This is a genomic window from Pacificimonas aurantium (genome assembly GCF_020092905.1).
GTDB lineage: Bacteria > Pseudomonadota > Alphaproteobacteria > Sphingomonadales > Sphingomonadaceae > Pacificimonas > Pacificimonas aurantium.
The window spans coordinates 889,560-912,396 of record NZ_JAGSGB010000001.1 but is presented as its reverse complement, the minus strand read 5'-3'; the positions used below and the strand labels follow the sequence as shown (position 1 = coordinate 912,396).

At 61.3% G+C, this 22,837-nt stretch carries 19 protein-coding genes; 6 read left to right on the top strand and 13 right to left on the bottom strand.

All coding sequences use genetic code 11. From position 1 onward, the window contains the following. Positions 1-338: 338 nt before the first annotated feature. The 4 genes from KCN53_RS04415 (at position 339) to KCN53_RS04400 (ending at position 6,523) form a co-directional block, all read left to right on the top strand. Complete coding sequence (locus KCN53_RS04415) at positions 339-632, top strand: hypothetical protein (RefSeq protein ID WP_088711261.1); 294 nt, start codon at positions 339-341, stop codon at positions 630-632. Continuing rightward, positions 613-2,163: a hypothetical protein gene (locus KCN53_RS04410; protein WP_088711262.1), complete on the top strand. Its 1,551-nt coding sequence runs from the start codon at positions 613-615 to the stop codon at positions 2,161-2,163. Before KCN53_RS04415 ends, KCN53_RS04410 begins: the two co-directional genes overlap by 20 nt. Before the next feature lie 648 nt (positions 2,164-2,811). Further along, positions 2,812-5,355, top strand: coding sequence for a TonB-dependent receptor (locus tag KCN53_RS04405; RefSeq protein ID WP_088711263.1), 2,544 nt, complete (start codon positions 2,812-2,814; stop codon positions 5,353-5,355). A gap of 67 nt (positions 5,356-5,422) precedes the next feature. Then, positions 5,423-6,523, top strand: coding sequence for an SDR family oxidoreductase (locus tag KCN53_RS04400; RefSeq protein ID WP_088711264.1), 1,101 nt, complete (start codon positions 5,423-5,425; stop codon positions 6,521-6,523). Positions 6,524-6,534: 11 nt separating this feature from the next. On the opposite strand, the gene KCN53_RS04395 is transcribed toward KCN53_RS04400, so the two are convergent. From KCN53_RS04395 to KCN53_RS04365, 7 genes are all read right to left on the bottom strand, one after another. Continuing rightward, positions 6,535-7,281 (bottom strand): NUDIX hydrolase, encoded by a 747-nt coding sequence (locus KCN53_RS04395; RefSeq protein ID WP_088711265.1) that lies wholly within the window; start codon positions 7,279-7,281, stop codon positions 6,535-6,537. Positions 7,282-7,427: 146 nt separating this feature from the next. Beyond that, on the bottom strand, positions 7,428-8,240 hold the full coding sequence (locus KCN53_RS04390) for an enoyl-CoA hydratase/isomerase family protein (protein ID WP_088711266.1): 813 nt from the start codon (positions 8,238-8,240) through the stop codon (positions 7,428-7,430). Beyond that, a complete protein-coding gene (locus tag KCN53_RS04385) occupies positions 8,237-9,310 on the bottom strand; it encodes a phosphotransferase family protein (RefSeq protein ID WP_088711267.1) in 1,074 nt (357 codons plus the stop codon). Before KCN53_RS04385 ends, KCN53_RS04390 begins: the two co-directional genes overlap by 4 nt. Beyond that, positions 9,303-11,081: a class I adenylate-forming enzyme family protein gene (locus KCN53_RS04380; protein WP_088711268.1), complete on the bottom strand. Its 1,779-nt coding sequence runs from the start codon at positions 11,079-11,081 to the stop codon at positions 9,303-9,305. The genes KCN53_RS04385 and KCN53_RS04380 overlap by 8 nt, the downstream gene beginning before the upstream one ends. A gap of 30 nt (positions 11,082-11,111) precedes the next feature. After that, positions 11,112-11,495, bottom strand: coding sequence for a DUF6285 domain-containing protein (locus KCN53_RS04375; protein WP_088711269.1), 384 nt, complete (start codon positions 11,493-11,495; stop codon positions 11,112-11,114). Positions 11,496-11,498: 3 nt separating this feature from the next. Next, positions 11,499-12,542 (bottom strand): phosphotransferase family protein, encoded by a 1,044-nt coding sequence (locus KCN53_RS04370; protein WP_207790588.1) that lies wholly within the window; start codon positions 12,540-12,542, stop codon positions 11,499-11,501. A 14-nt stretch (positions 12,543-12,556) separates the two neighbouring features. Then, entirely contained in the window at positions 12,557-13,567 is a 1,011-nt protein-coding gene (locus tag KCN53_RS04365; RefSeq protein ID WP_088711271.1) for a cyclase family protein, read from the bottom strand. A gap of 217 nt (positions 13,568-13,784) precedes the next feature. Between KCN53_RS04365 and KCN53_RS04360 the strand changes: the two genes are divergently transcribed. Then, positions 13,785-15,341, top strand: coding sequence for an acyl-CoA synthetase (locus KCN53_RS04360; RefSeq protein ID WP_088711272.1), 1,557 nt, complete (start codon positions 13,785-13,787; stop codon positions 15,339-15,341). Positions 15,342-15,356: 15 nt separating this feature from the next. Here KCN53_RS04360 and KCN53_RS04355 read toward each other — a convergent pair whose 3' ends face one another. From KCN53_RS04355 to KCN53_RS04340, 4 genes are all read right to left on the bottom strand, one after another. Beyond that, positions 15,357-16,214 carry an enoyl-CoA hydratase-related protein gene (locus KCN53_RS04355; RefSeq protein WP_088711273.1) on the bottom strand — a complete coding sequence of 286 codons (858 nt, stop codon included), beginning with the start codon at positions 16,212-16,214 and terminating at the stop codon, positions 15,357-15,359. A gap of 14 nt (positions 16,215-16,228) precedes the next feature. Then, on the bottom strand, positions 16,229-17,143 hold the full coding sequence (locus tag KCN53_RS04350; protein ID WP_088711274.1) for an SMP-30/gluconolactonase/LRE family protein: 915 nt from the start codon (positions 17,141-17,143) through the stop codon (positions 16,229-16,231). Between the two features lie 60 nt (positions 17,144-17,203). Continuing rightward, on the bottom strand, positions 17,204-18,505 hold the full coding sequence (locus tag KCN53_RS04345) for an acyl-CoA dehydrogenase family protein (protein WP_088711275.1): 1,302 nt from the start codon (positions 18,503-18,505) through the stop codon (positions 17,204-17,206). Positions 18,506-18,583: 78 nt separating this feature from the next. Then, a complete protein-coding gene (locus tag KCN53_RS04340; RefSeq protein ID WP_088711276.1) occupies positions 18,584-19,969 on the bottom strand; it encodes an acyl-CoA dehydrogenase family protein in 1,386 nt (461 codons plus the stop codon). 363 nt (positions 19,970-20,332) lie between these two features. Here KCN53_RS04340 and KCN53_RS04335 point away from each other — a divergent pair, with 363 nt between their 5' ends. Beyond that, a complete protein-coding gene (locus KCN53_RS04335; RefSeq protein ID WP_088711277.1) occupies positions 20,333-21,136 on the top strand; it encodes a crotonase/enoyl-CoA hydratase family protein in 804 nt (267 codons plus the stop codon). Between the two features lie 30 nt (positions 21,137-21,166). Here the strand turns inward: KCN53_RS04335 and KCN53_RS04330 are convergent, their stop codons facing one another. Further along, entirely contained in the window at positions 21,167-21,940 is a 774-nt protein-coding gene (locus tag KCN53_RS04330; protein ID WP_088711278.1) for an SDR family NAD(P)-dependent oxidoreductase, read from the bottom strand. A gap of 33 nt (positions 21,941-21,973) precedes the next feature. Continuing rightward, positions 21,974-22,663 carry a TetR family transcriptional regulator gene (locus KCN53_RS04325; protein WP_088711279.1) on the bottom strand — a complete coding sequence of 230 codons (690 nt, stop codon included), beginning with the start codon at positions 22,661-22,663 and terminating at the stop codon, positions 21,974-21,976. Between the last annotated feature and the right edge of the window lie 174 nt (positions 22,664-22,837).

Below are 22,837 nucleotides of genomic sequence, written 5' to 3'. Positions count from 1 at the left end.
GGCCCAGTTGCCGCCCGGCGGCTCTCAGAAAGGGCGGTTAGCCCGCATTGCGCCCCAATCTTAGACTTCCGAGATAATCAACCGCTCGCCCGAAAGCGGAAGTCACAAGGATATCGACTGAGCGGCAATGTTATCGGACGACCCTGAAAGTCAGCATTGAGTGCGCGGCCACAGCGGGAAGCCGATGGTTCTTTGACACCGCAACGTCCCTGCCTCCCATTTAAGGCATAAACTATGTGCTGACGACGTGACACACAGGCGGTATTTGCCCATAGAAGCCTCGGATAAACTGGCATATTGGACGAATGCCTGACGCTTTCGGCAAGGGAGTGGGACGATTGATTGAGAAGATTTCCGTCGAGGCCCGCGAAGAGGAGGTGCTGGCAACTCTTCGAGAGGAGCTGTCGCCGGACGAACTGGAGATGCTCGGTGTAACCCATATCGACACATCGGGTGATCCCTTTGACCCAAGCAAGCGTGGAGAAGGCATCACCTTCCTCACCGTAGTGATCTGGGTTGGACAGGCGGCTGCTGGCGGGATCGCCTATGACTTGATGAAAAAGGCTGGCAGTGCGCTCATCAGGCGGTTCGGAAGCGAACGCGTCATGGTAGATGATGCCCAGGCAGATTGACCCCTTCGAACCTCATCCGAGGTTCGAGAACGCCGCTGGCGCCCGCTTCTGGCCAGACACCCTCTTCGTCGATCTGTCGGCATACCCGGACGAGGTCCAAAGTTTCGACTACGACGAGATGCGACTGCTTGAGGAAGCGGATCTTAGCATTTTCGTCGCCGCCGCGGCGCGAACCCATGAGCAGCTGCACTGGCTACAATTGGCGGGCACCAGCTTTGGACGCTTCCTTGCTTTCAATCGCGTGACCACTGGCGACCTCGCCGATGCCATCCTGACCACAGCCACTCCGGCGGAACTCGCTGCGCTGAAGGATCAGAGAAATCGCGGCGTTGCGCCTGCCCAGCGTGATCGGCAGGGGCAACTCCGTCACGCATTTGGCTATTCGACCACCGTGCAGTCCCTGTTCGACCATTGGTGGGCGACCGTCGCGCTCGAGCACTTTCTGATTGACGATGGGATACCACTGCTCGGCCCCATTGACCCGCGTTTCATGGTCGGGCTCGGCCTACGCTATGTGGCAGCAGGCGAGGACCTGCGTTCGGTTTTCAATGCGCCCGACGAGACATTTCTCAAGACAACGCTGGCGCTTGGCCCGAGCGACGAGTTTTCCAGTTTTCCACGCCAATCTCGGCTGACGGTCCGTCACATCGAAGAGGCGGCTGCGCTCGTCGAGCAATATCTCTGCCACGCCGATTTCGCCCGCCAGCTGCCGGACGAACGTTCGGTCGAGTTCGGCGCCCGCGCACTGGCGGTAACGCTCGAACGATTCATGGACAAGCGTCATTCGCTCTACACCGAAGCGCTCAATTTCTATGTGCAGCACATCCCAGGCGACGACGTTCCACACTTCTTCGAGCTGTTCCTGCTGATATGCGACATTGCTCTCAATCCGGTGATTCCCAGCGATGGTTCCCCGCTCGATTGCACATGGGATGAATTTCACCCGGTCGGCAGGTTCGAGCGGCTCGTATCAGGCTTGGCGACTTTCAAACCGGTTTGCGGCGGACTAGAGAACGCCCCGGCAATGTGCTGGTGGCTGAATGAGAGGGAACGGCTCGTCACGCATGTCGGTTTGGGCGACGATCCGCACAGTGCTGCCTTCTACCCAACAGAGTTGCCCTCACTCGACCCCCTCCATCAGCCAAGCGATTGTTTGCGACAGTTCCTCGCAATGGCCGGAACTAATCTCTCCTCCCTGCGCCGCAAGTTCCCCGCGGCCATCGCGAGCCCGCTGCATTCGCTGCAGGACGACATGCAAGCATTTGTTGGCCTAGTCGATTCGCTCGAGGGGCCGGGTTTCGACCCCCCGCTCAATATAAAAAGCTTCGGCGATGGTGAGCGCTCACTTTCCATCAGCGCGAAGCTGTATGTCGAAACCCTGTTCGCTGTGACCGCCAGGCGCGCAGTCCATTCATGGCTAGTGCGCTCGGGTGACCTGAACTTTAGCGGCTTGCCAACCGACAGGGTCGGTCAACTAGCGCAAGAGGCGGCCGCCCAACGATTGCGCGATTTGTATGGCATTGTTGCGTAACGACTACCGAGGGTCGAACAGACTCCGTTGTCGATATGCGCATGGTCCCCCATCGCCTCCGCGATCAACGCTTTCTGCACGCCCAACGCAGAGATAGGACATCGCTTTCGCCACAAGCGCAATGAGCTTGCTGTCGCGACGCGCAGGCGGCGGCGCACTTTCGTCACTGGACATGATCAGACGAAGCTGGCGTTCCCGCCGGACCCTGACAGCGGAAACGGGGATCGAGAGCCTAGCGGCCAAACAAAGGCGCTGCGCATGGAAGATCGCTGGCGAGCATCCCGAGGACCAGACTTGGCGATCCAGAAGCCATGCATGCAGATAGGTTGCACGAACATAACCGCGCTAACAGCCGGTGGCTCTCTTGTTACCAAGGTTGGCCGCAGAACGGGTTTGCTTAGCTAACCGTTTAACCGGCCCGCTGGCGGCATTTGCCACGTCGCCGTCCCGGCAATTTCGACGGAAACCCACGAACCGCTCGTCCGTCCGCCACCGTCGGCGCGATGGGGAGAGGGGAATTAGTTTTGTGACTAGCTAATTTCATTTCGGCCTGATATCCATGGCTCGAGGCTCACGAGTGGAGGGAGAACTTCGCCGCACCGCCTCAAAAGACAGCACCGGACAACCGGTCGAAAATGGGGAGGATTTATGAGTGTTCGTCGCGCGCTCCTTGCGAGCGCTTCCTTGTTGGTTGGAAACCTTGTTCTGACGCCCGCCACGCTTGCGCAGGACGGTCAGGGTTCGCCCGATGTCCAGAGCGACGCGAGCGGCGCCCGAGCGCAGCCTCCCGAAGCCGCTTCGGCTTTGACAGAATCCGATCGGGGCAAGATCGACGTAATTGTCGTGACGGCGCAGAAGCGTACCGAACTCGTCAACGATATCGGCATGTCGATCAATGCGATCGGCGAAGAGCAGTTGACGCGGCTTGGTATCGACGACGTAGAAGACCTTTCGAAAGTCACTCCGGGCCTCAACTTCACTCCGTCCGCTTATGGTACGCCGATCTTCACCATACGCGGGGTCGGGTTCCAGGATACTTCGCTCGCGGCCTCTCCGACTGTCAGCGTCTATGTCGACGAGGTTCCGCTGCCCTTCTCGGTCATGACCGCAGGCGCGGCGCTCGATCTGCAACGCGTGGAGGTTTTGAAAGGGCCACAGGGCATTCTGTTCGGTCAAAACGCTACAGGCGGCGCGATCAACTATATAGCGAACAAGCCCACCGACATTCCTTCCGCCGGCGCGAAGATCAGCTATGGCCGTTTCGACCAGCTGGACGCCGAGGGGTTCGTATCCGGGCCGCTTGCGGATGGTCTGAATGCCCGCGTCGCCGTGCGCCGTCAGACGATGGACGACTGGCAGAAAGGTTACACGACGCCGCTTACCTCTGGACAGCGCGACCTATGGATCGGTCGCGTACTTCTGGAATACGAGCCCTCGGACAACTTTCGTGCGCTCCTCAACATCAATGGCTGGCGCGACAAGTCGGACTCGCAGGTGCCGCAGCTATATGGCATCGCGCCACTAAATCCGACGAATGGCGTCGATCCGCGTATCGACGCCTACCCACGTGCGCCCGAGAACCCCCGCGCGGCAGATCGCAGCATCTGCATCAACGAGTCTCCGTTCAACGAGCCGTTCAACACAATTCCGCCGCCCTACGGATACGATCCCCTACGGCCGACGACCGCGGACAACTGTACCAGCCTGGCCCGGGATAACAGTTTCTACCAGGGGGCCCTGCGCCTAGAATATGACGCCTCCGACGCAATCTCGCTGATCTCGTTGACTGCGTTCGAGCGCTTCGAGCGCGACCAGCCGGTCGAAGGCGACGGTATCATCTACCAGGACTACGAGTCGCAGCAGCGAGGCTATATCGAGACCTTCTACCAGGAGGTTCGGGCAACCGGGACATTCGGCCTAGACGGAAACTGGATCGTCGGCCTTAATTACGAGCACGACAAGACCTACGACAACTTCCTGCAAAGTTACGGAAATTCCGGCGCAGTTCCGACGCTCGGCATCCTTCTCGGCCCGACAAATCCGCAGAACCGGCAGGAAACCGATACCTACGCCGTATTCGGCAACATCAACCTTCCGCTGACGGATACCATCTCGGCCTATGGCGGATTGCGCTACACGAAGGTGAACAAGGACTATCAGGGTTGTGCGCACGATTCGGGCGATGGCACATGGTCGTTGGCCTCGTTGCAGATCCAGAACCTTCTGGCTTTCGTAAATGGGCTGATTACGCCGGAGCAGTACGCTGCAGGCGAAGGCCCCGGAATCAACCCCGGACCCGGGGCTTGCGCTACGACGGGACCGGCACCGACTTTCAATCCCGCGAGCCCCGATTTCTTCAACGAACTCGATCAGGACAACGTCTCGTTCCGCCTGGGGCTGGACTGGAAGCCGGTCGCGGATACGCTCATATATGCAAATGTCAGCCGGGGCTTCAAAGCAGGCGGATTTCCAACGGTTGCAACCAGCTCTTTCGAACAGCTGGAACCTGCGGTCCAAGAGCAGCTGACGGCCTATGAGGTCGGCGCGAAGAGCACGTTGTTCGATCGCCAGCTGCAGCTGAACGGCGCGCTGTTCTACTATGATTACAAGGACAAGCAGATTCTTGGCAGCCTGAACGATCCGGTATTCGGCGCCCTTCCGGCTCTGGTGAACGTACCGGAATCGGAGGTGAAGGGCTTCGAACTGTCGATGGTTGCCGCGCCGACGAGCAACATCAACCTGTCTGCCGGGGTAAGCTATGCCCACAGCCGGGTGATCGGGGATTATTTCAACTTCGATCCGTTCTCGCCGCAACCGGTGAACTTCAAGGACGAGCCCTTTCCAAACGCCCCGCCTTGGCAGGCATATGGCGATGCTGAGTATAACTTCCCGCTAAGCAGTTCGCTCGCCGCCTATGTCGGCGCGACGGTGAACTACCAGTCGAGCACACGGCAGTTCTTCTATGACCAGAGTCCCAATGCCCTGCAGCCGGACGATATTCTCGAGATCACCGAACGCACGCTGGTGGACCTGCGGGCCGGGATCGAGAGCGGACCGTGGACGCTGCAAATCTGGGGCCGGAACGTCTTCAACGAGTGGTACTGGACGCAGGCAGCGCGCACGAACGACGTCCTTGTCCGCTATACCGGAATGCCAGCTACCTACGGCCTGACCTTCACCTGGGAAATGTAGGAATACCTCACAGCTAGCCCCTCCGGTTGGCACATCCGACCGGAGGGGCGCGCGAAAGGTGAATATAATGAGCAAGAAAACCGCGCTAATCGTCGGCGCAAGCGGCGTCATCGGACAAGCGGCAGCCGAACGCTTTGCGAAGAGCGGGTTCGACCGTGTGATCGGCCTGTCGCGGAGACCGCCGGACCTGCCCCCCGAACTAGATGTCGAACATCTGGCGATCGATCTACTGGACGAAGAGGCTTGCGCGAACGCAGCTAGCGAACTCGGCGATCTCACCCATCTGGTTTACGCTGCTCTGTTCGAAAAACCGGGGCTCGTCGCCGGTTGGCATGAAGCGGACCAGATGCAAACGAACCTGGCGATGATGCGGAACCTGATGGAGCCGCTTCTCAGCAGTGCGACGAAACTGTCACATGTCAGCGCCCTGCAAGGCACGAAAGCCTATGGAGCGCATGTGCACGAGATCTCGGTCCCGGCTCGGGAAAGCCAGGCGCGCGACCCGCATGCCAATTTCTACTGGCTTCAGGAGGACTATCTGCGCGAGAAACGCGCAGGCGCGCCCTGGAGCCTGACCATCTGGCGGCCCCAAGTCGTGTTCGGGACGGCGACAGGCGCGGCGATGAACATCATTCCCGTCCTCGGTGCCTATGCCGCGATCCAACGGACACTCGGAAGGCCGCTGACCTATCCCGGCCGCCCTGGCGGCGTTGCGGAGGCAGTGTCTGCAGAGCTGGTGGCAGACGCCTTGTTCTGGGCTTCCGACGCCGTGGAAGCGGCCGATCAGATCTTCAACATTACCAATGGCGATGTCTTTACCTGGCAAGGCGTTTGGCCTGCAATTGCGCGCGCGCTGAAGATGGAACCGGCCTATGGTGAACCCTTCTCGCTGGCAGACTATCTGCTGCAGCATGCCGATGTCTGGGACGACGTCGTCGAAAAGTACGGACTGCGCCCCCAATCTCTAAAGGAACTGGTCGGCGAATCGCATCATTATGCTGACCTGCTCTTCGGTGTGGAGGCGCCGGCCGATGCCGCCAGGGCGCCAGTTCTGGTCAGCACAATCAAACTGCGTCAGGCTGGATTCGGGGCTTGCGAGGACACCGAAAAAATGTTCGCTCGGCTGCTGGACGAGGTGGCCGTCCTCGGCATCGTTCCCTCACCCTGACAGGCAGCGTCTCAGTCGCGCTTAACGGCGGGCTCCTCCCATTCGCTGTAGCCAGCATCGCTGGGTATACAAACGACCAAGCCGTCTCCGCGCTGCTCTACCCGCGGCGTCACCTTCACAATAGGTCTGGTTTCGCTGGCCGCGAAGGCATCGTCTACGCAACTCGTTTCATTCAGACGTAGCAGGTTCAGGCGGGTCGGGAACATGACGCCCCCCTTACCTTCCCGGCCCCGCTGCAGCGCCAGGTGCGGCTCGATCCATTCCAGGGCAACCGTCTCACCGCCGTCGCAAACCGCGACTTGCCCATCGGGAGCACGCGCGATGAAGAACTGGGTGTCGTACCGTTTTGGCGCGTCCTCCGGGGTTACCCAATGGCCGAAAAGCTGGAGCGCGGCGAGGTCCAGCTTTCCGCCGCTGGCAATCACTGCATGGCGGAACTCGGCGGGTGTTGAACTTGAGGGTGGTCCGAGAAAATCCCCTTCCGCACCGTCGACAATCAGTACGGATGCTTCTTCCCAAGTCTCGCGAAGCGCCGCAATGCGATGTGCCCGCTCCTCGGCAGAGAATGCATCGGCATTCACGCAGTGCTCGAGCCAGCTGTCACACGAGTCTTCGTCCTCCAGCAGCCCGCCGGGAAATACCAGCAAATGGGCGAACATCCCGCGCCCGTTGCGCCGCACCATCAGGACTTGGAGCGGATCGTCGCGGATCAGCAGCACGGTCGCGGCAAGGCGCGGAAGCACGGCTTCGCTGGGCATTTTCGGGTCCTATTCCTTGCTATACCGAGTTGCAGGGAAAGAGGGTTCGCCTCCAGGGCCCTTGCCGAAGCGCCGCCCTGGCTGCCTCAAGAGAAGCCGCGGCATGCAGTGCCGCAGAGGCCAGAAGTGTCCTCACCCTCCATTTTTCAGCGCCCCGTGAAGACCGGATCGCGCTTCTCAAGGAAGCTCGCCACACCCTCCTTGTGATCCTCGGTATCCATCAGTCGGCGGATGGTAGCGATGGCCCAGGCGCCGATCTCATGCGGGTCCCCGTAGGACGCGCGAGCCAGTCCCTGCTTCATAAAGCGCAGTGCCAATGGCGGATTGGCGGCGATACGGCCCGCAAGTTCATAGGCCGCCGGCAGCAGCCCGGCATGCGGAACGACCTCGGTAACGAGGCCGATCCGCAAAGCTTCCTCAGCATCGACGACGTCGCCAGTATAGAGCAATTCCGCCGCTTTGGCCGGGCCGACTATGGCCGGCAAACGGTAAAAACCGCCCACGTCGCAGACTAGCCCGCGCTTGATAAACATCTCCGAGAATTTAGCCTTTTCGGACGCAAGACGTATGTCGGCATAAAGGGCAAGTTCCATGCCCCAACCGATCGCTGCTCCGTTGACCGCGGCGATCATTGGCTTCTCACATTCAAGCGCGGCCATGGCAGCGGGTGTCGGCTGGTGCCTCACGGTGACGGCCCTGTTCTCCGCGGAGAAACTTTTCGGGCCGGCCATGATTTCCTGAACATCGTCGCCCGAGCAGAATGCCGGATCCGCGCCCGTGACGACCACACAGCGGACCTCGTTGTCGGCGGACGCATCCTTCAGACCCTTCTCGAGCTGCGCATACGCGTTCCAGCCCAGCGCATTGCGGCGGTGCGGCCGGTTAAGCGTGATGGTCGCGACATGATCTGCGACCTCGTAGATCACATCCTCTGGCGGCACTTCGTCCTTGTCGCTCATCTCGCGTCTCCCTTGTGCAATAACTCCAGCGCCTGCTCCGCCAGTATCGGGCAGCCATTCTCACCCACCTCCCCCGTCGGCGTAATGCCGGCGAGCGCGCGGGCATGTACACCGTGGCTGATGGAGGCGAGGCGGAAGACCGAAAAGGCAAGGAGGAAATTCCAGCCTACGATTTCGTCCCGCCCGGTTCGGCGGCGATAGGCCTCGACCCACTCGGCCTCAGTCGGAATGCCGCTCGTCTCCAAGTCGACCCCATCGAGCGAGCCCCAGACCGGACTATGCGAATGCCATAGGAAGCCGGAATAGCCGAGGTCGGCTAGGGGATGACCGATGGTCGAAAGTTCCCAGTCGAGAACAGCGACAAGTTTCGGCTCGGTCGGATGGAACATGACGTTTTCCAACCTGTAATCGCCATGCGCGATCGACACGGAATCGTCATCCGGAATGTGGTCGGGCAGTTCCTCGATCAACTGATCCATCGCGGGCACAGGGTCGAGCGGTGCATCGCGATACTGTCTCGCCCAGCGCGCAACCTGACGCTCGAAATAATTGCCGGGTTTGCCGAACCCTTCGAGGCCGACCGCTCGCCAATCGACCACATGCAGTTTCGCGAGGGTTGCGTTCAGTTCGTCATATATGGCCGCGCGTTCGTCCGGGCTCATCCCCGGCAGGGAGGCGTCGCGAAAGATGCGCCCCTCCAGGAAGTCCATGACGTAGAAGCTGGTGCCGATGACCTCCGGATCATCGCAGATGCCGCGCATGACGGGAACAGGAACGCCGGTTTCGCCGAGCGCTTTCATGACCCTATATTCGCGGTCGACCTGATGCGCGCTCTGCAACAGCTGACCGGGAGGCTTCTTGCGCAGGACATAGCGGTGGTCGCCGGACGTCAACAGGAATGTCGGGTTCGACGCCCCTCCTGCAAACTGCCGGACCTCCAGACTGCCGGCATAGCCGTCCACATTTGCCGACATCCACCGGTCGAGAGCAGATTCGTCAAAGCGGTGCTTCTCGCTGACCGGGCCCAGACGCTGGCCAACGCCGTTCGCTGCCTTTTCCACCTCAGCCATTCTTATCGCGCCCCAGCTTGGCGAGCAGTTCCTCGCGCAGCACCGGCTTCAGCGTCTTGCCGCTCGCATTGCGCGGAAACTCCTCGGTACGAATATCGATGTGGATCGGCACCTTAAACGGCGCGAGATGGTCGGCGACATAGGCGCGCAGCTCTTCCTCGCCGACGTCGGTCCCCGGTTTCAGCTGGACGACAGCACCGACCTCTTCCCCCAGGACCCGGTCCGGCAGGCCGACAACCGCAGCGTCGATCACGTTGCGATGCGCGACCAACACGCTCTCGACCTCTACGCAGTAGATATTCTCGCCGCCGCGGATCAGCATGTCCTTCTTGCGGTCGAGCAGATAGACGAAGCCATCCGGATCGATCCGGCAGACGTCTCCCGTATGGTACCAGCCGTCCGGGAAGGCGGCGGCAGTCTGCTCCGGGTTGTTCCAATAGCCGTGAACGACATTCGGTCCGCGTATGCACAGCTCGCCCGACATGCCGGCAGGAACTTCGTCGCCCTTCTCGTCCACGACCTTCAGGTCAACGCACGGGACCGGCAAGCCCACGCTGTCGGGGTGCAGGAGGTAATCCTCTGCGCTGTGTGCGACAGAGACGGAACTAGTCTCAGTCGCGCCATAGCCCTGACCGACGGGAAACCAGGGGAATTGTTCGACGAAGCGCATGGTGAGCTCCGGCGCGATGGCTGCCCCGCCATACCCATAGCCCTGTAGACTGGAGAGATCGTACTTATCGAAATCGGGCGATTCCAGAACTTGCCACACCATGGCGGGAACACCGGTCGTGCCGGTGACCCGCTCGCGCTCGATCAGTTCCAGGAAGCGTTCCGGATTCCACTTGTACATCAGCACGATCTTGGCTCCGCCGACGACGGCCGGGACCATCATCGAATTAATGCCGGTCACGTGGAAAAGCGGTACCGGGATCAGCGTTGCTGGCTGTGGGTCGTCGGGATCCGGCTCCGGCGTTTCCGGGATGCCTTCTCCCCGCCGCACGGCCGCACGGGCCCCGTTGAACGTAATGCTGACGAGGTTCGTCATGATATTGCGATGGGTGCCGAGAGCGCCCTTGGGCCGCCCCGTGGTCCCCGACGTGTAAAGGATGGTCGCGTAGTCGTCGGTTTGGAGACCAGGATCGGGCGGCGGGTCGTCCGGGAGGTCGTCGTAGCCTGAGGGCGTGCCCACCAGATCTTCGAGCGGCGTTGCACCGGCCGTCCCATCGGGCCCCGGGCGGGTAACGATCACTGCAGAGGTCTGGAGTCCGGGCAGATGAGGACGCAGCCTGTCCAGACGTTCACCGTCGACAAATACGACCTTAGCTCCCGAATCCAAGACGCCATACGCAAGCTCTTCACCGCTACCCCAGCCATTGAGAGGGGTAATGATCGCTCCGATCGAGGCAGCCGCCCAGAACGCCAGTGAGAATTCCGGCAAGTTGCGCATTGCAATGACCACGCGGTCGCCCTTCTTCACGCCATAGCGTTCAGAAAGGATGCGCCCCAGCCGCCCTGCAGCGCGGAAATGCTGACCGTAGGTCTGCCGCTCGTTCTCGAAGACCATATAGTCCCGCTCTCCCCATTCGCGGGCTTGGTCGAACACCTCGCGAAGCGTGCCGAGCGCGTTCTTGTAGACGCGGTAGGAGCGGCCCTGGACGGTCGCCTCCTCCATTTCGAAGGGCGCCCCGGGGGCGGTGAGGATCCTGTAGGTCTCCGGAATATCCACCTTCGGCCAGTCCGCCGGCGGCGTCCTTTGAGCTTGGCTAGCCATTCACTCCTCCGCTGTCGTTCGCACCGTTCCTCACCATTCCGGCGTCTCCTCCAGCGCCGCCCGGTATGACGCGTAGCGGGGCTGGTCGATTGCGAGCTTTTCCAGAGACGTCTGCCAAAGATGGCTGAGAAGCTTTGGCGCCTCTATGTCCATCCGGTCCTCTCGGATCGCGGCGGCAAGGTCCGCGTTCAGCTTCTCCAGCTCACCGTCATGGCCGAGAAGAGCAACGAGCCTCTCCTTTTCGGCGCAGTCGGAAGCTTCGCGCAGCTCGATTTCACGGCGCACAAGATCCACGGCGTTCGCTGCCACTCGCGCAGTGAAGGCGGCGTGGCCTTCCAGCTGCGGCATCGCAACGTCGCGCAGATAAGCGGCAACCGTTTCCAGGATTTCCGGGGACGTGGGTTGTTCCTGCATTGCCTACTCCTGCCCCGCGATCGCGCGCAGCAGATCGATTTCGTTTTCAGAAGCACGGCGGGCGATCATCGCCCGCTCCACAGATGGATCATGCCCGCGCAGCCAGTTGACCATGCCGGCAGTCGAAACCCCCCAGCGGAGCGATCCGAGGACCCGGAAAAAGCGCACGCGCTCGGGATCGACAGGCCAGCCCGTTTCTTCGGAATAGGCTTCGTAAAGCGTCTCTGGACGGCCGATGCCTCCGACCGGTTTCTCAAGATTGCCAAAACGCCAGGGCGGAACCTGCATCCAGGCAAGGTCCTCGGCCGGATCGCCGATATGCGCGATCTCCCAGTCGAGCACGGCGCGCAGGCCCTCGGGCCCGACGATGACATTGCCGATGCGGAAGTCGCCATGAAGCAGGCGCGGCTCTGCCGGGACGGGTATGCGGCGTCGCAGCCATTTCAACGCCAGTTCGAAAACCGGGCGGGGCTGCGCGCCCTCTTTGCGAAGTTCTTCTTCGAGACGGGTCAGCTGCGTCGCGATTTCGGTTTGCGGCAGCGGGGGAAGCCCTTCGAGCGGAAGAGAGTGAACTCGGGCGAGCGCACGGCCAAGCTGGCGGGTCAATTCGGGACCGTTTCCCGAGGTCTCGGTCATGCGGATAATCCTGCGCGGCAGCGTCTCGCCATCGATGCGCTGCATCAGGAAGCCATCACCGAGTTCGTCCTCGGATGTCAGGACGTGCCAAATGCTCGGCACGGCAAGACCGTGCTCACCAACCGCGCGGATGACAGCGGCCTCATCGGGAAGGGAAAGCGAGGCATTCGCCCGGCCGCCTGGAGAGCGGCGCAGGATCAGCGGAATCGTCTCGTTGGGAGCTTCGAGGTCGAGTGCGAATGTTTGCAGCGTTGCGCCGGCCGTGATGCGGCCGATGCCTGAGACCCCGGTAATGCGCGGATCGACGCGTCTTGCCATCGCTGCAAGCTTGGCGGCGAAGGTCCGTTCATCGTCCTCTGGCGGAGAGTCGCTTGGCAAATCGCTCTCGGCTGGCTCGGGTGCGCTCGCCACCTCCGCGGCCGTCCTCAGAAAATCGCTGTCGGATTCAGAGGCGAACCCGACGCGTTTGTGACATTGAGCGGCGGCGCGACCAGCATAAATTCCCAGCGCTGTTCTTCCGCGCAGACCGCTGCAAGATCTTCCAGCCACCAAATTTCACCCAGCGAAAGGCCGAGGTCGCGGATCAGACGCACATGCACCGGATAGGGCTTGTCGAAGGGCTCTTCGAACGGCTCCACCTCAATGGCGATATTGTCCATCGCGACGGCGGCGACCTCCTTCCGGTGCAGCCATTCCACCATCTCCATCGAAAGCCCTGGCGCGCCGGACCAGAACGATGATTTGTTCTCCAGTGAATAGAACCAGGGTACATGCCCCGTGCGAATGACGAGGATATCGCCGGTACCGATGGCAACGCCTTGTGCGGCGGCCGCCTCCTCGACCTGGCCAGGCGAAATCGCGTGGCCCTGCTGAAGCCGGTCAACCTCCTGGTGGCGGGGCAGGTCGATCAGGACGCCCCGCGATGTCAGACTGTCCTTCATGTTCTCGATGCCAAGCCGGGTCGCACCGCCGGAAGCCTCGACGACCCCGATCCAGAACCCGTTATAGAAGCAGTCGTCGGCGCCGATATGAGCGAGACCGTCCCACTGCGTACTGCCCTGCAGCGGCATCATGATATAGTCGTCGGTGCCCTGCAGCCCGGCATAGCTCTGCCCGGTCGAATTCCATGTCGCGTGGTCCGCGCCGGTGGCGGAATGCAGGTGGACGATGTTGGAGCGCGCAGGGTGCACAGGGCCGGTGGCGTCGAGCGGAATGGCGCAGCTGACGACACGCCCCGTCTTCACCAGTGCCGCCGCGGCAGCGACCTTAGCAGTCGTCACGAAATTGACTGTACCGCGCTGATCGAGTTCGCCCCAGCGCCCCCAATTGTTCGGTACGTTCGGGCAAACCGCGCCAACGACCTTCCCATTGTCGTCGACTACGAAATCGGGCGGCGACCATCCGCCTGCCCATTGTCCGCCAGCCGTCCTACCCATGACAGCACCTCCCCAAAAATGCCTTCCCTCTCCTGGGGAACGAGCGATGGCTTTGCCACTCGTTAGTTAACCAGTCAAACATTGTGAGATAGCCGCTAAGACAGTTAGGGACAGACCGAGCGACACCGAAAAGCCGGATGAACCGTGACGGTGCCGCAAACTTGGGGAGCGGTTCGTCGTCCACAGCGCGGCGGCGGGCCCGTGAGGAGAACAGACCATGCTGGTTGGCGAGATCCCGGCCGTAGCCGCTCATCACGCACCTGACAGGATCGCAGTACGGCTCGGTAAGCAGGCAATCAGCTTCGCCGAACTTCGCGACGATTGCTGGCGCCTCGGCAACGCCCTGCTGGAAGTGGCGAAGCCAGGCGACCGGGTCGCGATGCTGGCCGAAAACTGCATCGAATATGCGCTATGCTATTACGGCGTACCTTCCGCCGGTATGGCCCTGAATTTCCTGAACTACCGCCTGTCGCCGCGCGAACTTGCCTATATCATCGGCGATGCCGAGCCGACCGTGCTGATCGTGGAGGACAAGTATTTCTCCCTGATCGATAAGATCCGCGAGGAAATTCCCTCAGTGAAGACGATCATATCGGTCGGGGAAACGCAGCCCGGAACGACCTCCTTCGTCGACTTCCTGTCGCGCGGCGATGCCAGCGAGCCCGGCGTAGAGGCGAAGGACGACGATCTGGCCTGGCTGTTATACACTTCGGGCACCACGGGGCTGCCGAAGGGAGCGATGCTCAGCCACAAGAATGTCCTCGCCGCCGTTCTCAATGCGCTGGTTAGCTGGGACCGGTCGACAGACGACGATCCCGTCTATCTTCTCACCTTCCCCATGTATCATGTCGCTGGCTACGGCATGCTCGTTCAGCATCTCCGCAGCGTGCCGGTCGTCATCATGCAGAACTTCGATCCGGTGGGCTTTTTCTCAACCATCGAACAATATCAGGTGACCGCGACGGCAGCGGCGCCAACGATGATTGCCATGCTGCTCGACCATCCGGAGATGGAGAATTTCGACCTTAGCTCTCTTACGAATGTCGGCTACGGCGCCTCGGCCATGCCGGCGGCGGTACTGCTACGCGCGCGAGAGAAATGGCCGCAAGTCGAGTTCGGAACCGGCTTCGGCATGACCGAGCTGGCCGGCAACGTCATGTTCCTGACGGCGGAAGAGCATGATCGCGCATTAGACGAAGGGCTGCCGATTCTGAATTCGGTCGGCCAGCAGATGGCGCTCTCTCGCGTGCGCGTCGTCCGGGAGGACGGTACCGACGCCGCCCCAGGCGAGGAAGGAGAGATGTGGGTAAAGGGCGACCAGGTGCTCATCGGCTATTGGCGCGATCCGGAGGCGACGGAGAAGAGTTTCGCCGATGGCTGGTTCCAGACTGGCGACGTCGCCCGCTGGAACGACGAAGGCTATCTGTGGATCGTCGACCGAAAGAAGGACATGATCGTTACGGGCGGGGAAAATGTCTATCCGCGCGAGGTCGAGGAAGTTCTCTACAAACACCCCGCCGTACTGGAAGCCGCAGTCGTCGGAGCGGAACACGACACTTGGGGCGAGGAAGTCGTCGCCGTCCTGTCGTGCCGCGCAAACGAACGCGTCGAGCCGACCGAGATCATCGCATACTGCCGCGAGAATATCGCCAGCTACAAGAAGCCGCGCGCGGTCGCCTTCATTCAGGAACTGCCGAAAAACGCCTCCGGAAAGGTGCTGAAGCGCGAGCTGCGCGACATGATCGCCGATGGCTCTCTGGAATTGCTACGCTGAGGACCTGCTCCGCGACTATTCGGACGTCCACCACGGATAATTAGGCGGCATGTCGGTCGAGACTTTGCCTGGAAAGTCGGGTTTGCGTTTCTCGAGGAAGCTGGCGACCCCTTCCTTCACATCGTCCGTAGAGCCGCGTTCGAGCGCATAGGCGCCATCGATCTTCATCAGGTCGAAAGGCCCGCCATCCGATCCGAAACGCCAGATCAACTGTCGGGTAAGGGCGACGGACACCGGCGCGGTGTTGTCCGCAATGTCCATGGCGATCTCGCGGGCACGGTTCAGCAACATCTCGGCTGGAACCACCTCGCTGACGAGCCCTCCCTGCAGCGCCTCCTGCGCGTCGAATACATTTCCGCTGATCGCCCAGCGAAGCGCCTGCGCCATTCCGACGAGTTGCGGGAGGAACCATGCGCTGGCGGCTTCCGGAACGAGGCCCCGGCGTGCGAACACAAAGCCAAAGCGTGCGGTGTCCGAAGCGATCTTGATGTCCGTCGGAAGTGCCATGGTGGCGCCGACGCCGACAGCCGGGCCGTTGAACGCCGCAATAGTCGGTTTCTTCGAATTGAACAGGGCGTGGACGAAGCTCGACCCCTCCCCCCTATCTTGGCCGTCGCCGAAATTCTTCGCGCCCTCCCCGGACTTCGTATCGAAGCTGCCGGCGCCGGCAGAGATATCGGCGCCAGCGCAAAAACCGCGGCCGGCCCCCGTCAGGATTACCACGCGAATGTCGTCGTCCCGGTCAGCCCGCTGCAGCGCATCGGCCAGTTCGCGCCCCATCAGATTGGTAAAGGCGTTGAGCTTGTCTGGCCGGTTGAGCGTGACCGTAAGAACCGGACCGTCGACCTCGTAGAGAATATCCTCGTAAGTCATGGCAGCGGGCCTCCTCACGCGTTGTAGTTCAGCTTCAGGCCCGGTCGTGGCCACCGGCACTTGTAAAGCTTGCCGGTCGCCGAGCAGGTCACGAAGGCGGTCTGCATGTCTTCACCACCGAAGCAAATGTTAGTGGTGATCGGATCGGGAAACGCAAAATGCTCGTAGCTGCCATCCTTCGGGTCGAAGGCGGTGATGCCCCCATTAACGAGCGTGGCTACGCAGACATGACCGTCCGCTTCCACCGCTAGGCTGTCGAACATCTGATAGCCGGGTAGCGGGCCCATCACGTCGCCGGGTTCGAACAGATTGCCCGGCGCCGCGATCTGTCCCGGAGCCTCGATCGCGAAGGACCAGAGGCGGCCAGTCTGGGTTTCCGCGACGTGGACCTTCGTACCATCGGGCGACAGGCCCACGCCGTTCGGTGTGACCATGCTGTCGTTCGCACGGACGATCTTCGAGCCGTCCGGTTTGGCATAAAGCAAGTGACCGACATGGCTGACATCGCCGTCGCTCTTACCCAGATCGGTGAACCAGAAGCCGCCATCGGTATCGAAGACGATATCGTTGGGGCCTCGCAGTTTAGTGCCGTCGCATTCGTCGTAGAGCGTCGTGACCGAGCCGTCCGACAAGTCGATACGCTGGATCTTGCCAGTCTCATAAAAGTCCGGTGTGCCATGGGGAATCAGCATTCCCTCATTTTCGATCCATTCGAAGCCGCCATTGTTGCAGACGTAAACTGCGCCGTCGGGTCCAACTGCCGCGCCATTGGGGCCGCCGCCGAGTTCGGCAATGATTTCCTGGCTACCGTCAGGCTTCACGCGGGTTAGTGTCTGGCGCTTGATTTCAACGAGAATGATTGACCCGTCCGCCATCGCGATGGGACCTTCGGGAAACTCCAGCCCCTCGGTTACCAGTTCCATGTCCATTGATTGTCTCCCCAATATTGTCGCCGCCGCCGAATCCGGCCAGTTCCCGGCCGCAAGATGTCAGCGAATGCCGGGTACGTGCAGCTTGCCTTCTTCTTCTGTTTTCGCTCGGCTCTTCGCCGGGTCCGCTCCGTATTTGCTAAGCTCCATGCGGGCGATGGTACGGGCATGGACCTCGTCCGGACCGTCGGCGATGCGCAGGGATCGTTGGCCGGCATAGGCGCGGGCGAGTCCCGGATCGCTACTGACACCGGCCCCGCCAAAGGCCTGGATGGCATCATCGATGATCTGCAGCGCAATGTTCGGGGCCTGGACCTTGATCATCGCGATTTCCAGGCGAGCGAACTTGTTGCCCGCGCGGTCCATCATGTCGGCAGCTTTCAGACACAAAAGGCGCGTCGTTTCGATGTCGATGCGCGCCCTCGCGATGCGCTGCTCCCAGACCGAATGGGAAGCAATGGTCTTGCCGAAGGCGACACGCGACTGCAGCCGCCGCGCCATCTTCTCCAGCGCCACTTCGGCAACACCGACGGAGCGCATGCAATGGTGAATCCGCCCGGGGCCGAGACGGCCCTGCGCAATCTCGAAGCCGCGCCCCTCGCCCCAGATCAGGTTTTCCGCGGGCACGCGAACATTCTCCAGCAGCACCTCGGCATGCCCGTGCGGTGCGTCATCATAGCCAAACACCGGAAGCATGCGCAGAATCTTGATGCCCTGCGTGTCGAGCGGGACGAGAATCTGCGACTGCTGAGTATAACTGCCGGCCTCCGGGTCGGTCTTGCCCATCAGGATCGCAACCTTGCAGCGCGGATCGCCCACACCGGACGACCACCATTTACGACCATTGATGACATAATGGTCGCCATCGCGCTCGATCCGGGTCTCAATATTCGTGGCATCGGAGCTGGCCACGGCCGGCTCGGTCATCAGGAAGGCAGACCGGATTTCGCCGCGCATGAGCGGGCCAAGCCATTTCTCTTTCTGTTCACGCGTGCCGTAGCGGGCCAGGACCTCCATGTTGCCCGTGTCGGGCGCGGAGCAATTGAACACCTCGGAGGCGAAGCCGACGCGGCCCATCAGTTCGGCCACGGGCGCATATTCCAGATTGGTCAGCTGCTCCCCCTCGAACGCGAAGGTGTCGTCGACCGGCGGGTGCCCCGAATGCGGCGGCATGAACAAATTCCACAGGCCCGCCTCGCGCGCCTTCTGCTTCAGCTCTTCGACTACGGGAATGACCTTCCAGCGCTCGCCTTCCGCCTCCTGCCGCTCGTAGATCTCGACCGCTGGGTAGATATGTTCGTCCATGAAAGCGGATACGCGGTCGATCCAGTATTGCTGCCTGTCGCTGTAAGTGAAATCCATCGCTGCTTCCTTCGGCTGGACCGCTGCCACCCGGCACCGGCCACTCTCTCATTCGCGTAAGGGCCCCTCGGCGGACCTTCAGGAGTCGGCGGGGGGCCGCGTCGTCTCGATGGCCTGCCATCCACTACGAGGACGGATCTGCGGCTCCTTGCGGTAGTCGACGTCGTCGTAGGTGAGTTCGGAGAACTCTTTCCGTTTCGGACCCAGATAGCCGAACAGGAACGCGCCCACCTTGCGCATCTGGATTTCCTCGGTGCCCTCGGTGATGCGGTAACGGCGATGATGCCGGTAGATGTGCTCGAAGGGTTTGTGCCGCGAATAGCCCACGCCTCCATGCACTTGGATGGCCCGGTCGGCAGCCTCGCAGCACAGCCGGTTCGCCCAGTAATTGCACATCGATACCTTGTCGGAGATGCGCTTCTCGACCTCAGGGTGAGACATCTGATCCATTTCCCAGGCGGTCTTGCGGATTAGCTGGCGCACCATCTCGCACTGGGTATGCAGTTCAACCAGCGGGAACTGGATTGCCTGGTTGCGGGACAGTTCCTCACCGAACGGCTTCCGCAGGCGCGCATAGCGCACGCTCTCCTCGATACAGTAGACGGCGGAGCCGAGCGAACCGGCCGCCTGCCGGATGCGGTTCTCGTGCACGAACGACTGAGCGAGAGGCAAGCCGTTGTCGGGCGGGCCGAAAATCGCGCTATCGGGCACCCAGACATCGGTGAACGACACGCGCGGATGGTCCGTCGGCATGTTGAACGTCCACAGATACTGCTCCACCTTCACGCCCGGATCGTCGGCAGGCACAAGGAAGCAGGTGATCCCCTTCGCCGCACCGTCTTCGCCTGAAGTGCGGGCGAACAGCGCGCAGTGCGTTGCGACGTGCATGCCCGTCGTCCACATCTTTTCGCCATTGATCAGCCAGCCATCGACCCCGTCCCGTGTCTCTGGCACGGCACGCGTTTCCATGTGAGTGGCATCGGAGCCGTGATAGGGTTCGGTCAGGCCAAAGGTAATCCGGCGAGTCCCGTCGAACATGCCCTGAATGAATTCTGCGCGCTGCTCGTCGGTCCCGAAGTCGTCGAACATCTTCGCGAACGGATTGTTCGCCACGATCGAATGTTCATTCTGCTGATCATAGTGAAGGCCGAGGCCCTTCGCAGCCAGATATTCGCGGATGACGGTCATCCAAAGGTTGGACCCACCCTTGCCGCCGAATTTCGGATCCATGGCAAAGCGCAGGTAGCCCGCGTCGTCGGCGCGGCGCTTCGCCTCGCGCATCAAATCTTCCCACTCGGGCCGCGGTAGGCCGTCATTCTCGAAGTCGGTCCGCGCCCATTCGCGGCGATGATCGAAGAACCGGACGTTGTCGTCCTGCTCCTCAAGAGGCTTGATCTCTTTCTCGATAAAACTGTCGAGTTCATTGAGATAATCGAGAAGCTCCTGGGGCAAGCTGTAGTCCATGATCGTCCTCCGTCTGAATTATTCGGTCATGCGCTCGGGCGTCGCTGCAAAGGCGGCGCTTGCAGCGGGACCGGACTGTGCGGCTGTGTTCTGAGCGCGCATGGCGGCGGGGAAGAGATCATACCCTTCGGTACTCATCGCTCGGCCCTTCCCCCAATTCTGCGTAGTCGATTACCCGACTCGCTACTTTATTAAGTGATTAACTATAAGGCTGTGCCGAGCGAGGCAAGCGCGGGATTGCTAGCTTTTTGTCGAGGCTCTCCTGCCGATTTGAGGGGCGGCGACGAGGTTCGATCCCGTCTAAAGGAGCGAGTAGAGGCCGCCGTCCACGGAGCCTTGACGTCGATCAACGGGAGAGACGAAATGAGCGAGCGCGTATCCTTGGCCGTCGAGAGCGGCGTGGCCGACGTCCGTCTGGCGCGTCCAGATAAGATGAACGCCTTCGACGACGCCATGTTTGATGCCGTGAACAGCGCAATCGATGAGCTCTCCAAGATGACCGCCCTGCGGTGCGTCGTACTGTCGGGAGAAGGACGCGGCTTCTGCGCCGGTCTCGATCTGTCGAACTTCGGCAAAATGGCATCTGGCGAACGCAAGGGAGGGTCGGGCATTGTCGATACGCCGCGCTACGCCAACGGGGCAAACCGCGCGCAGCAGGTCTCCTTTGGATGGCGCGACCTTCCCGTTCCGGTTGTAGCCGCGGTACATGGAGTAGCGCTCGGCGCAGGTTTCCAGCTCGCCCTGGGAGCCGATCTGCGTTTCGTTGCGCATAGCGCGCGGCTGTCCGCGTTCGAAATGAACTGGGGCCTCGTTCCCGACATGGGCGCTTTCCCCCTGATGAAGGAATTGATGCGCGCCGATGTCGTTCGCGACCTCGTCTATACCGGCCGCATGGTGGAGGGCGGCGAAGCCGTCGAGATCGGGCTTGCAACGCGGCTGTGCGACGACCCACGCGCTGAGGCGTTGGAGTATGCGCGCGCCATTGCCAATTCGAGCCCGGATGCGATCCGGGCGGCGAAGCGGCTGCTCAATCTCTCGGCCGAAGCGGAACATCGCGATATTCTAGAGGCGGAGAGCGAAGAGATGAGCGCACTGATCGGCTCTCCGAACCAGATCGAAGCGGTCAATGCTCGTATGGAAAAGCGGGCACCGGTATTTTCGGATTGATCGGGGCGTGCGAGACGCGCGATGCACGAATTAGCGGGTCTGGCCTCCATCGACCGGCACGATGGCACCCGTCACGAAGCTGGCCTTCGGACTGAGAAGATATGCCGCGGCACTGCCAATTTCCTCCGGCCTGCCGAAGCGCTGCAGGGGAACCTCCCGCCGGATCCAGCGCCACCAAAGGTCGCCTCGCTCTCCGGTAGAACGCTCTTCCCAATCGCCCCCTGGAAAGATGATATTGCCCGGAGCGATCGCGTTAACTCGAACCCCGAAGGGACCGGATAGACGCGCCAATTCCTTGGTCATGTGATTCATTGCCGCTTTCGATGTGCCGTAGGTCAGCGGGCTACCGAGCGCCGCAAGACCGGCAATCGAGCTTATGAGAAGCAGCACCCCCTCGCCCCGCGGCTCCAATCGCTTCAGTAGCGCGCGCGACAGGCGATAGGCACTGTCGAGATTCTGGCTAAAGCCGCCCGACCACGTTTCGTCGTCGACATCATAACCCGGCGGGCACGGATAAAGGCCGACATTGGCAACGCCGCCCCAGATGGGTCCGAGCTCTTCCTCCGTTCGGTGCACGAAGGTCTCGATCGTAGCCGTGTCTCGAAGGTCCCCGGCCATCGACCAGATCCTGTCGCCCCCATATTCCCGGGCGAGACGGTCATGGACGTTCCGGAGCGCGTCTTCGCCTCGCGCCGCCAGCGCCACTTTCGCGCCCTCGGCAATACAGGCCTCGACAATTCCAAGACCGATGCCGCGGCTGGCGCCAGCGATAACGATCACCTTGCCGGCTAGCTCCAAGTCCATGGCTATTCTCCTGTGTGACTGAGAAGCCGTGCCTCAGCCGGCCGGCTTAGCTTCTTCAGGCTCGCTCCGCAGACCGTTCATGAGCAGGTTCGCAACATGCTCGGCGTAGCGATCGCGCAGCTTGTCATCGATCATATCGACGCCGACGAGTTCCAGCAGAGCAGAGCGGGAATGAAAGATACTGTCGCACGCCCCGATCAGCGAAAAATGAAACAGGATGGGATCGGTCGGACGGAAAACGCCCGCAGCTACCCCTTGCTCCAGAATGGCCCTCTCCGCTTCCACTACTGGCGTGGTGAACCTATCCATGATGTACCGGGCGATGTCGGTATCGCTCTCGCTCTGGAGCGCGATGAGGAGCCGGTTCAAATAAGGAACGCGCTGATAAAGGCGAATGACGCCGTGAATATGCAGCCGCATCTTCTGCACCGGATCCCAGTCCGTATGGACCAGTTTGTGCATCGCTTCGTAATTGTCGCCAGCATCGCGCTCCAACAGGGCTTCAAGCAGGCCTTGCTTGCTGCCGAAATGGTAACGTATGAGGGCAGCGTTGACGCCGGATTTGGCCGAAATCTCGCCGAAACTGACCGATGTAGTATTGTTCTCCGTCATCAAGGCGCCTGTGGCATCGAGAAGCTGGTCACGCGTAGAGCGTTTCTGTTCTGGCGCCTGCGCTACCGGCTCGGCAGCATTGACACTGTCCGCCAGATTTTCGGTACTCATTTCCGCATGTTGCTTTTCAGAGCCAAAGGCTCGAGCCCCTTTACCGCCGCCTGCTGTCTGATGTCGCGGCACGTTAATCACTTCCCTTACTAGGTCAATCAATTAAATACGGCGCGAAGAGCCCTTATGGTGCGTTCGAACCACCGCCGAAAATCGATCACTAGGGGCCAGAGG

Coding starts and splice junctions, on each gene's coding strand:
- KCN53_RS04410 (WP_088711262.1), top strand. CDS start 613: ATGATGCCCAGGCAGATTGACCCCTTCGAACCTCATCCGAGGTTCGAG.
- KCN53_RS04405 (WP_088711263.1), top strand. CDS start 2,812: ATGAGTGTTCGTCGCGCGCTCCTTGCGAGCGCTTCCTTGTTGGTTGGA.
- KCN53_RS04400 (WP_088711264.1), top strand. CDS start 5,423: ATGAGCAAGAAAACCGCGCTAATCGTCGGCGCAAGCGGCGTCATCGGA.
- KCN53_RS04395 (WP_088711265.1), bottom strand. CDS start 7,281: ATGCCCAGCGAAGCCGTGCTTCCGCGCCTTGCCGCGACCGTGCTGCTG.
- KCN53_RS04390 (WP_088711266.1), bottom strand. CDS start 8,240: ATGAGCGACAAGGACGAAGTGCCGCCAGAGGATGTGATCTACGAGGTC.
- KCN53_RS04385 (WP_088711267.1), bottom strand. CDS start 9,310: ATGGCTGAGGTGGAAAAGGCAGCGAACGGCGTTGGCCAGCGTCTGGGC.
- KCN53_RS04380 (WP_088711268.1), bottom strand. CDS start 11,081: ATGGCTAGCCAAGCTCAAAGGACGCCGCCGGCGGACTGGCCGAAGGTG.
- KCN53_RS04375 (WP_088711269.1), bottom strand. CDS start 11,495: ATGCAGGAACAACCCACGTCCCCGGAAATCCTGGAAACGGTTGCCGCT.
- KCN53_RS04365 (WP_088711271.1), bottom strand. CDS start 13,567: ATGGGTAGGACGGCTGGCGGACAATGGGCAGGCGGATGGTCGCCGCCC.
- KCN53_RS04360 (WP_088711272.1), top strand. CDS start 13,785: ATGCTGGTTGGCGAGATCCCGGCCGTAGCCGCTCATCACGCACCTGAC.
- KCN53_RS04355 (WP_088711273.1), bottom strand. CDS start 16,214: ATGACTTACGAGGATATTCTCTACGAGGTCGACGGTCCGGTTCTTACG.
- KCN53_RS04350 (WP_088711274.1), bottom strand. CDS start 17,143: ATGGACATGGAACTGGTAACCGAGGGGCTGGAGTTTCCCGAAGGTCCC.
- KCN53_RS04345 (WP_088711275.1), bottom strand. CDS start 18,505: ATGGATTTCACTTACAGCGACAGGCAGCAATACTGGATCGACCGCGTA.
- KCN53_RS04340 (WP_088711276.1), bottom strand. CDS start 19,969: ATGGACTACAGCTTGCCCCAGGAGCTTCTCGATTATCTCAATGAACTC.
- KCN53_RS04335 (WP_088711277.1), top strand. CDS start 20,333: ATGAGCGAGCGCGTATCCTTGGCCGTCGAGAGCGGCGTGGCCGACGTC.
- KCN53_RS04330 (WP_088711278.1), bottom strand. CDS start 21,940: ATGGACTTGGAGCTAGCCGGCAAGGTGATCGTTATCGCTGGCGCCAGC.
- KCN53_RS04325 (WP_088711279.1), bottom strand. CDS start 22,663: ATGAGTACCGAAAATCTGGCGGACAGTGTCAATGCTGCCGAGCCGGTA.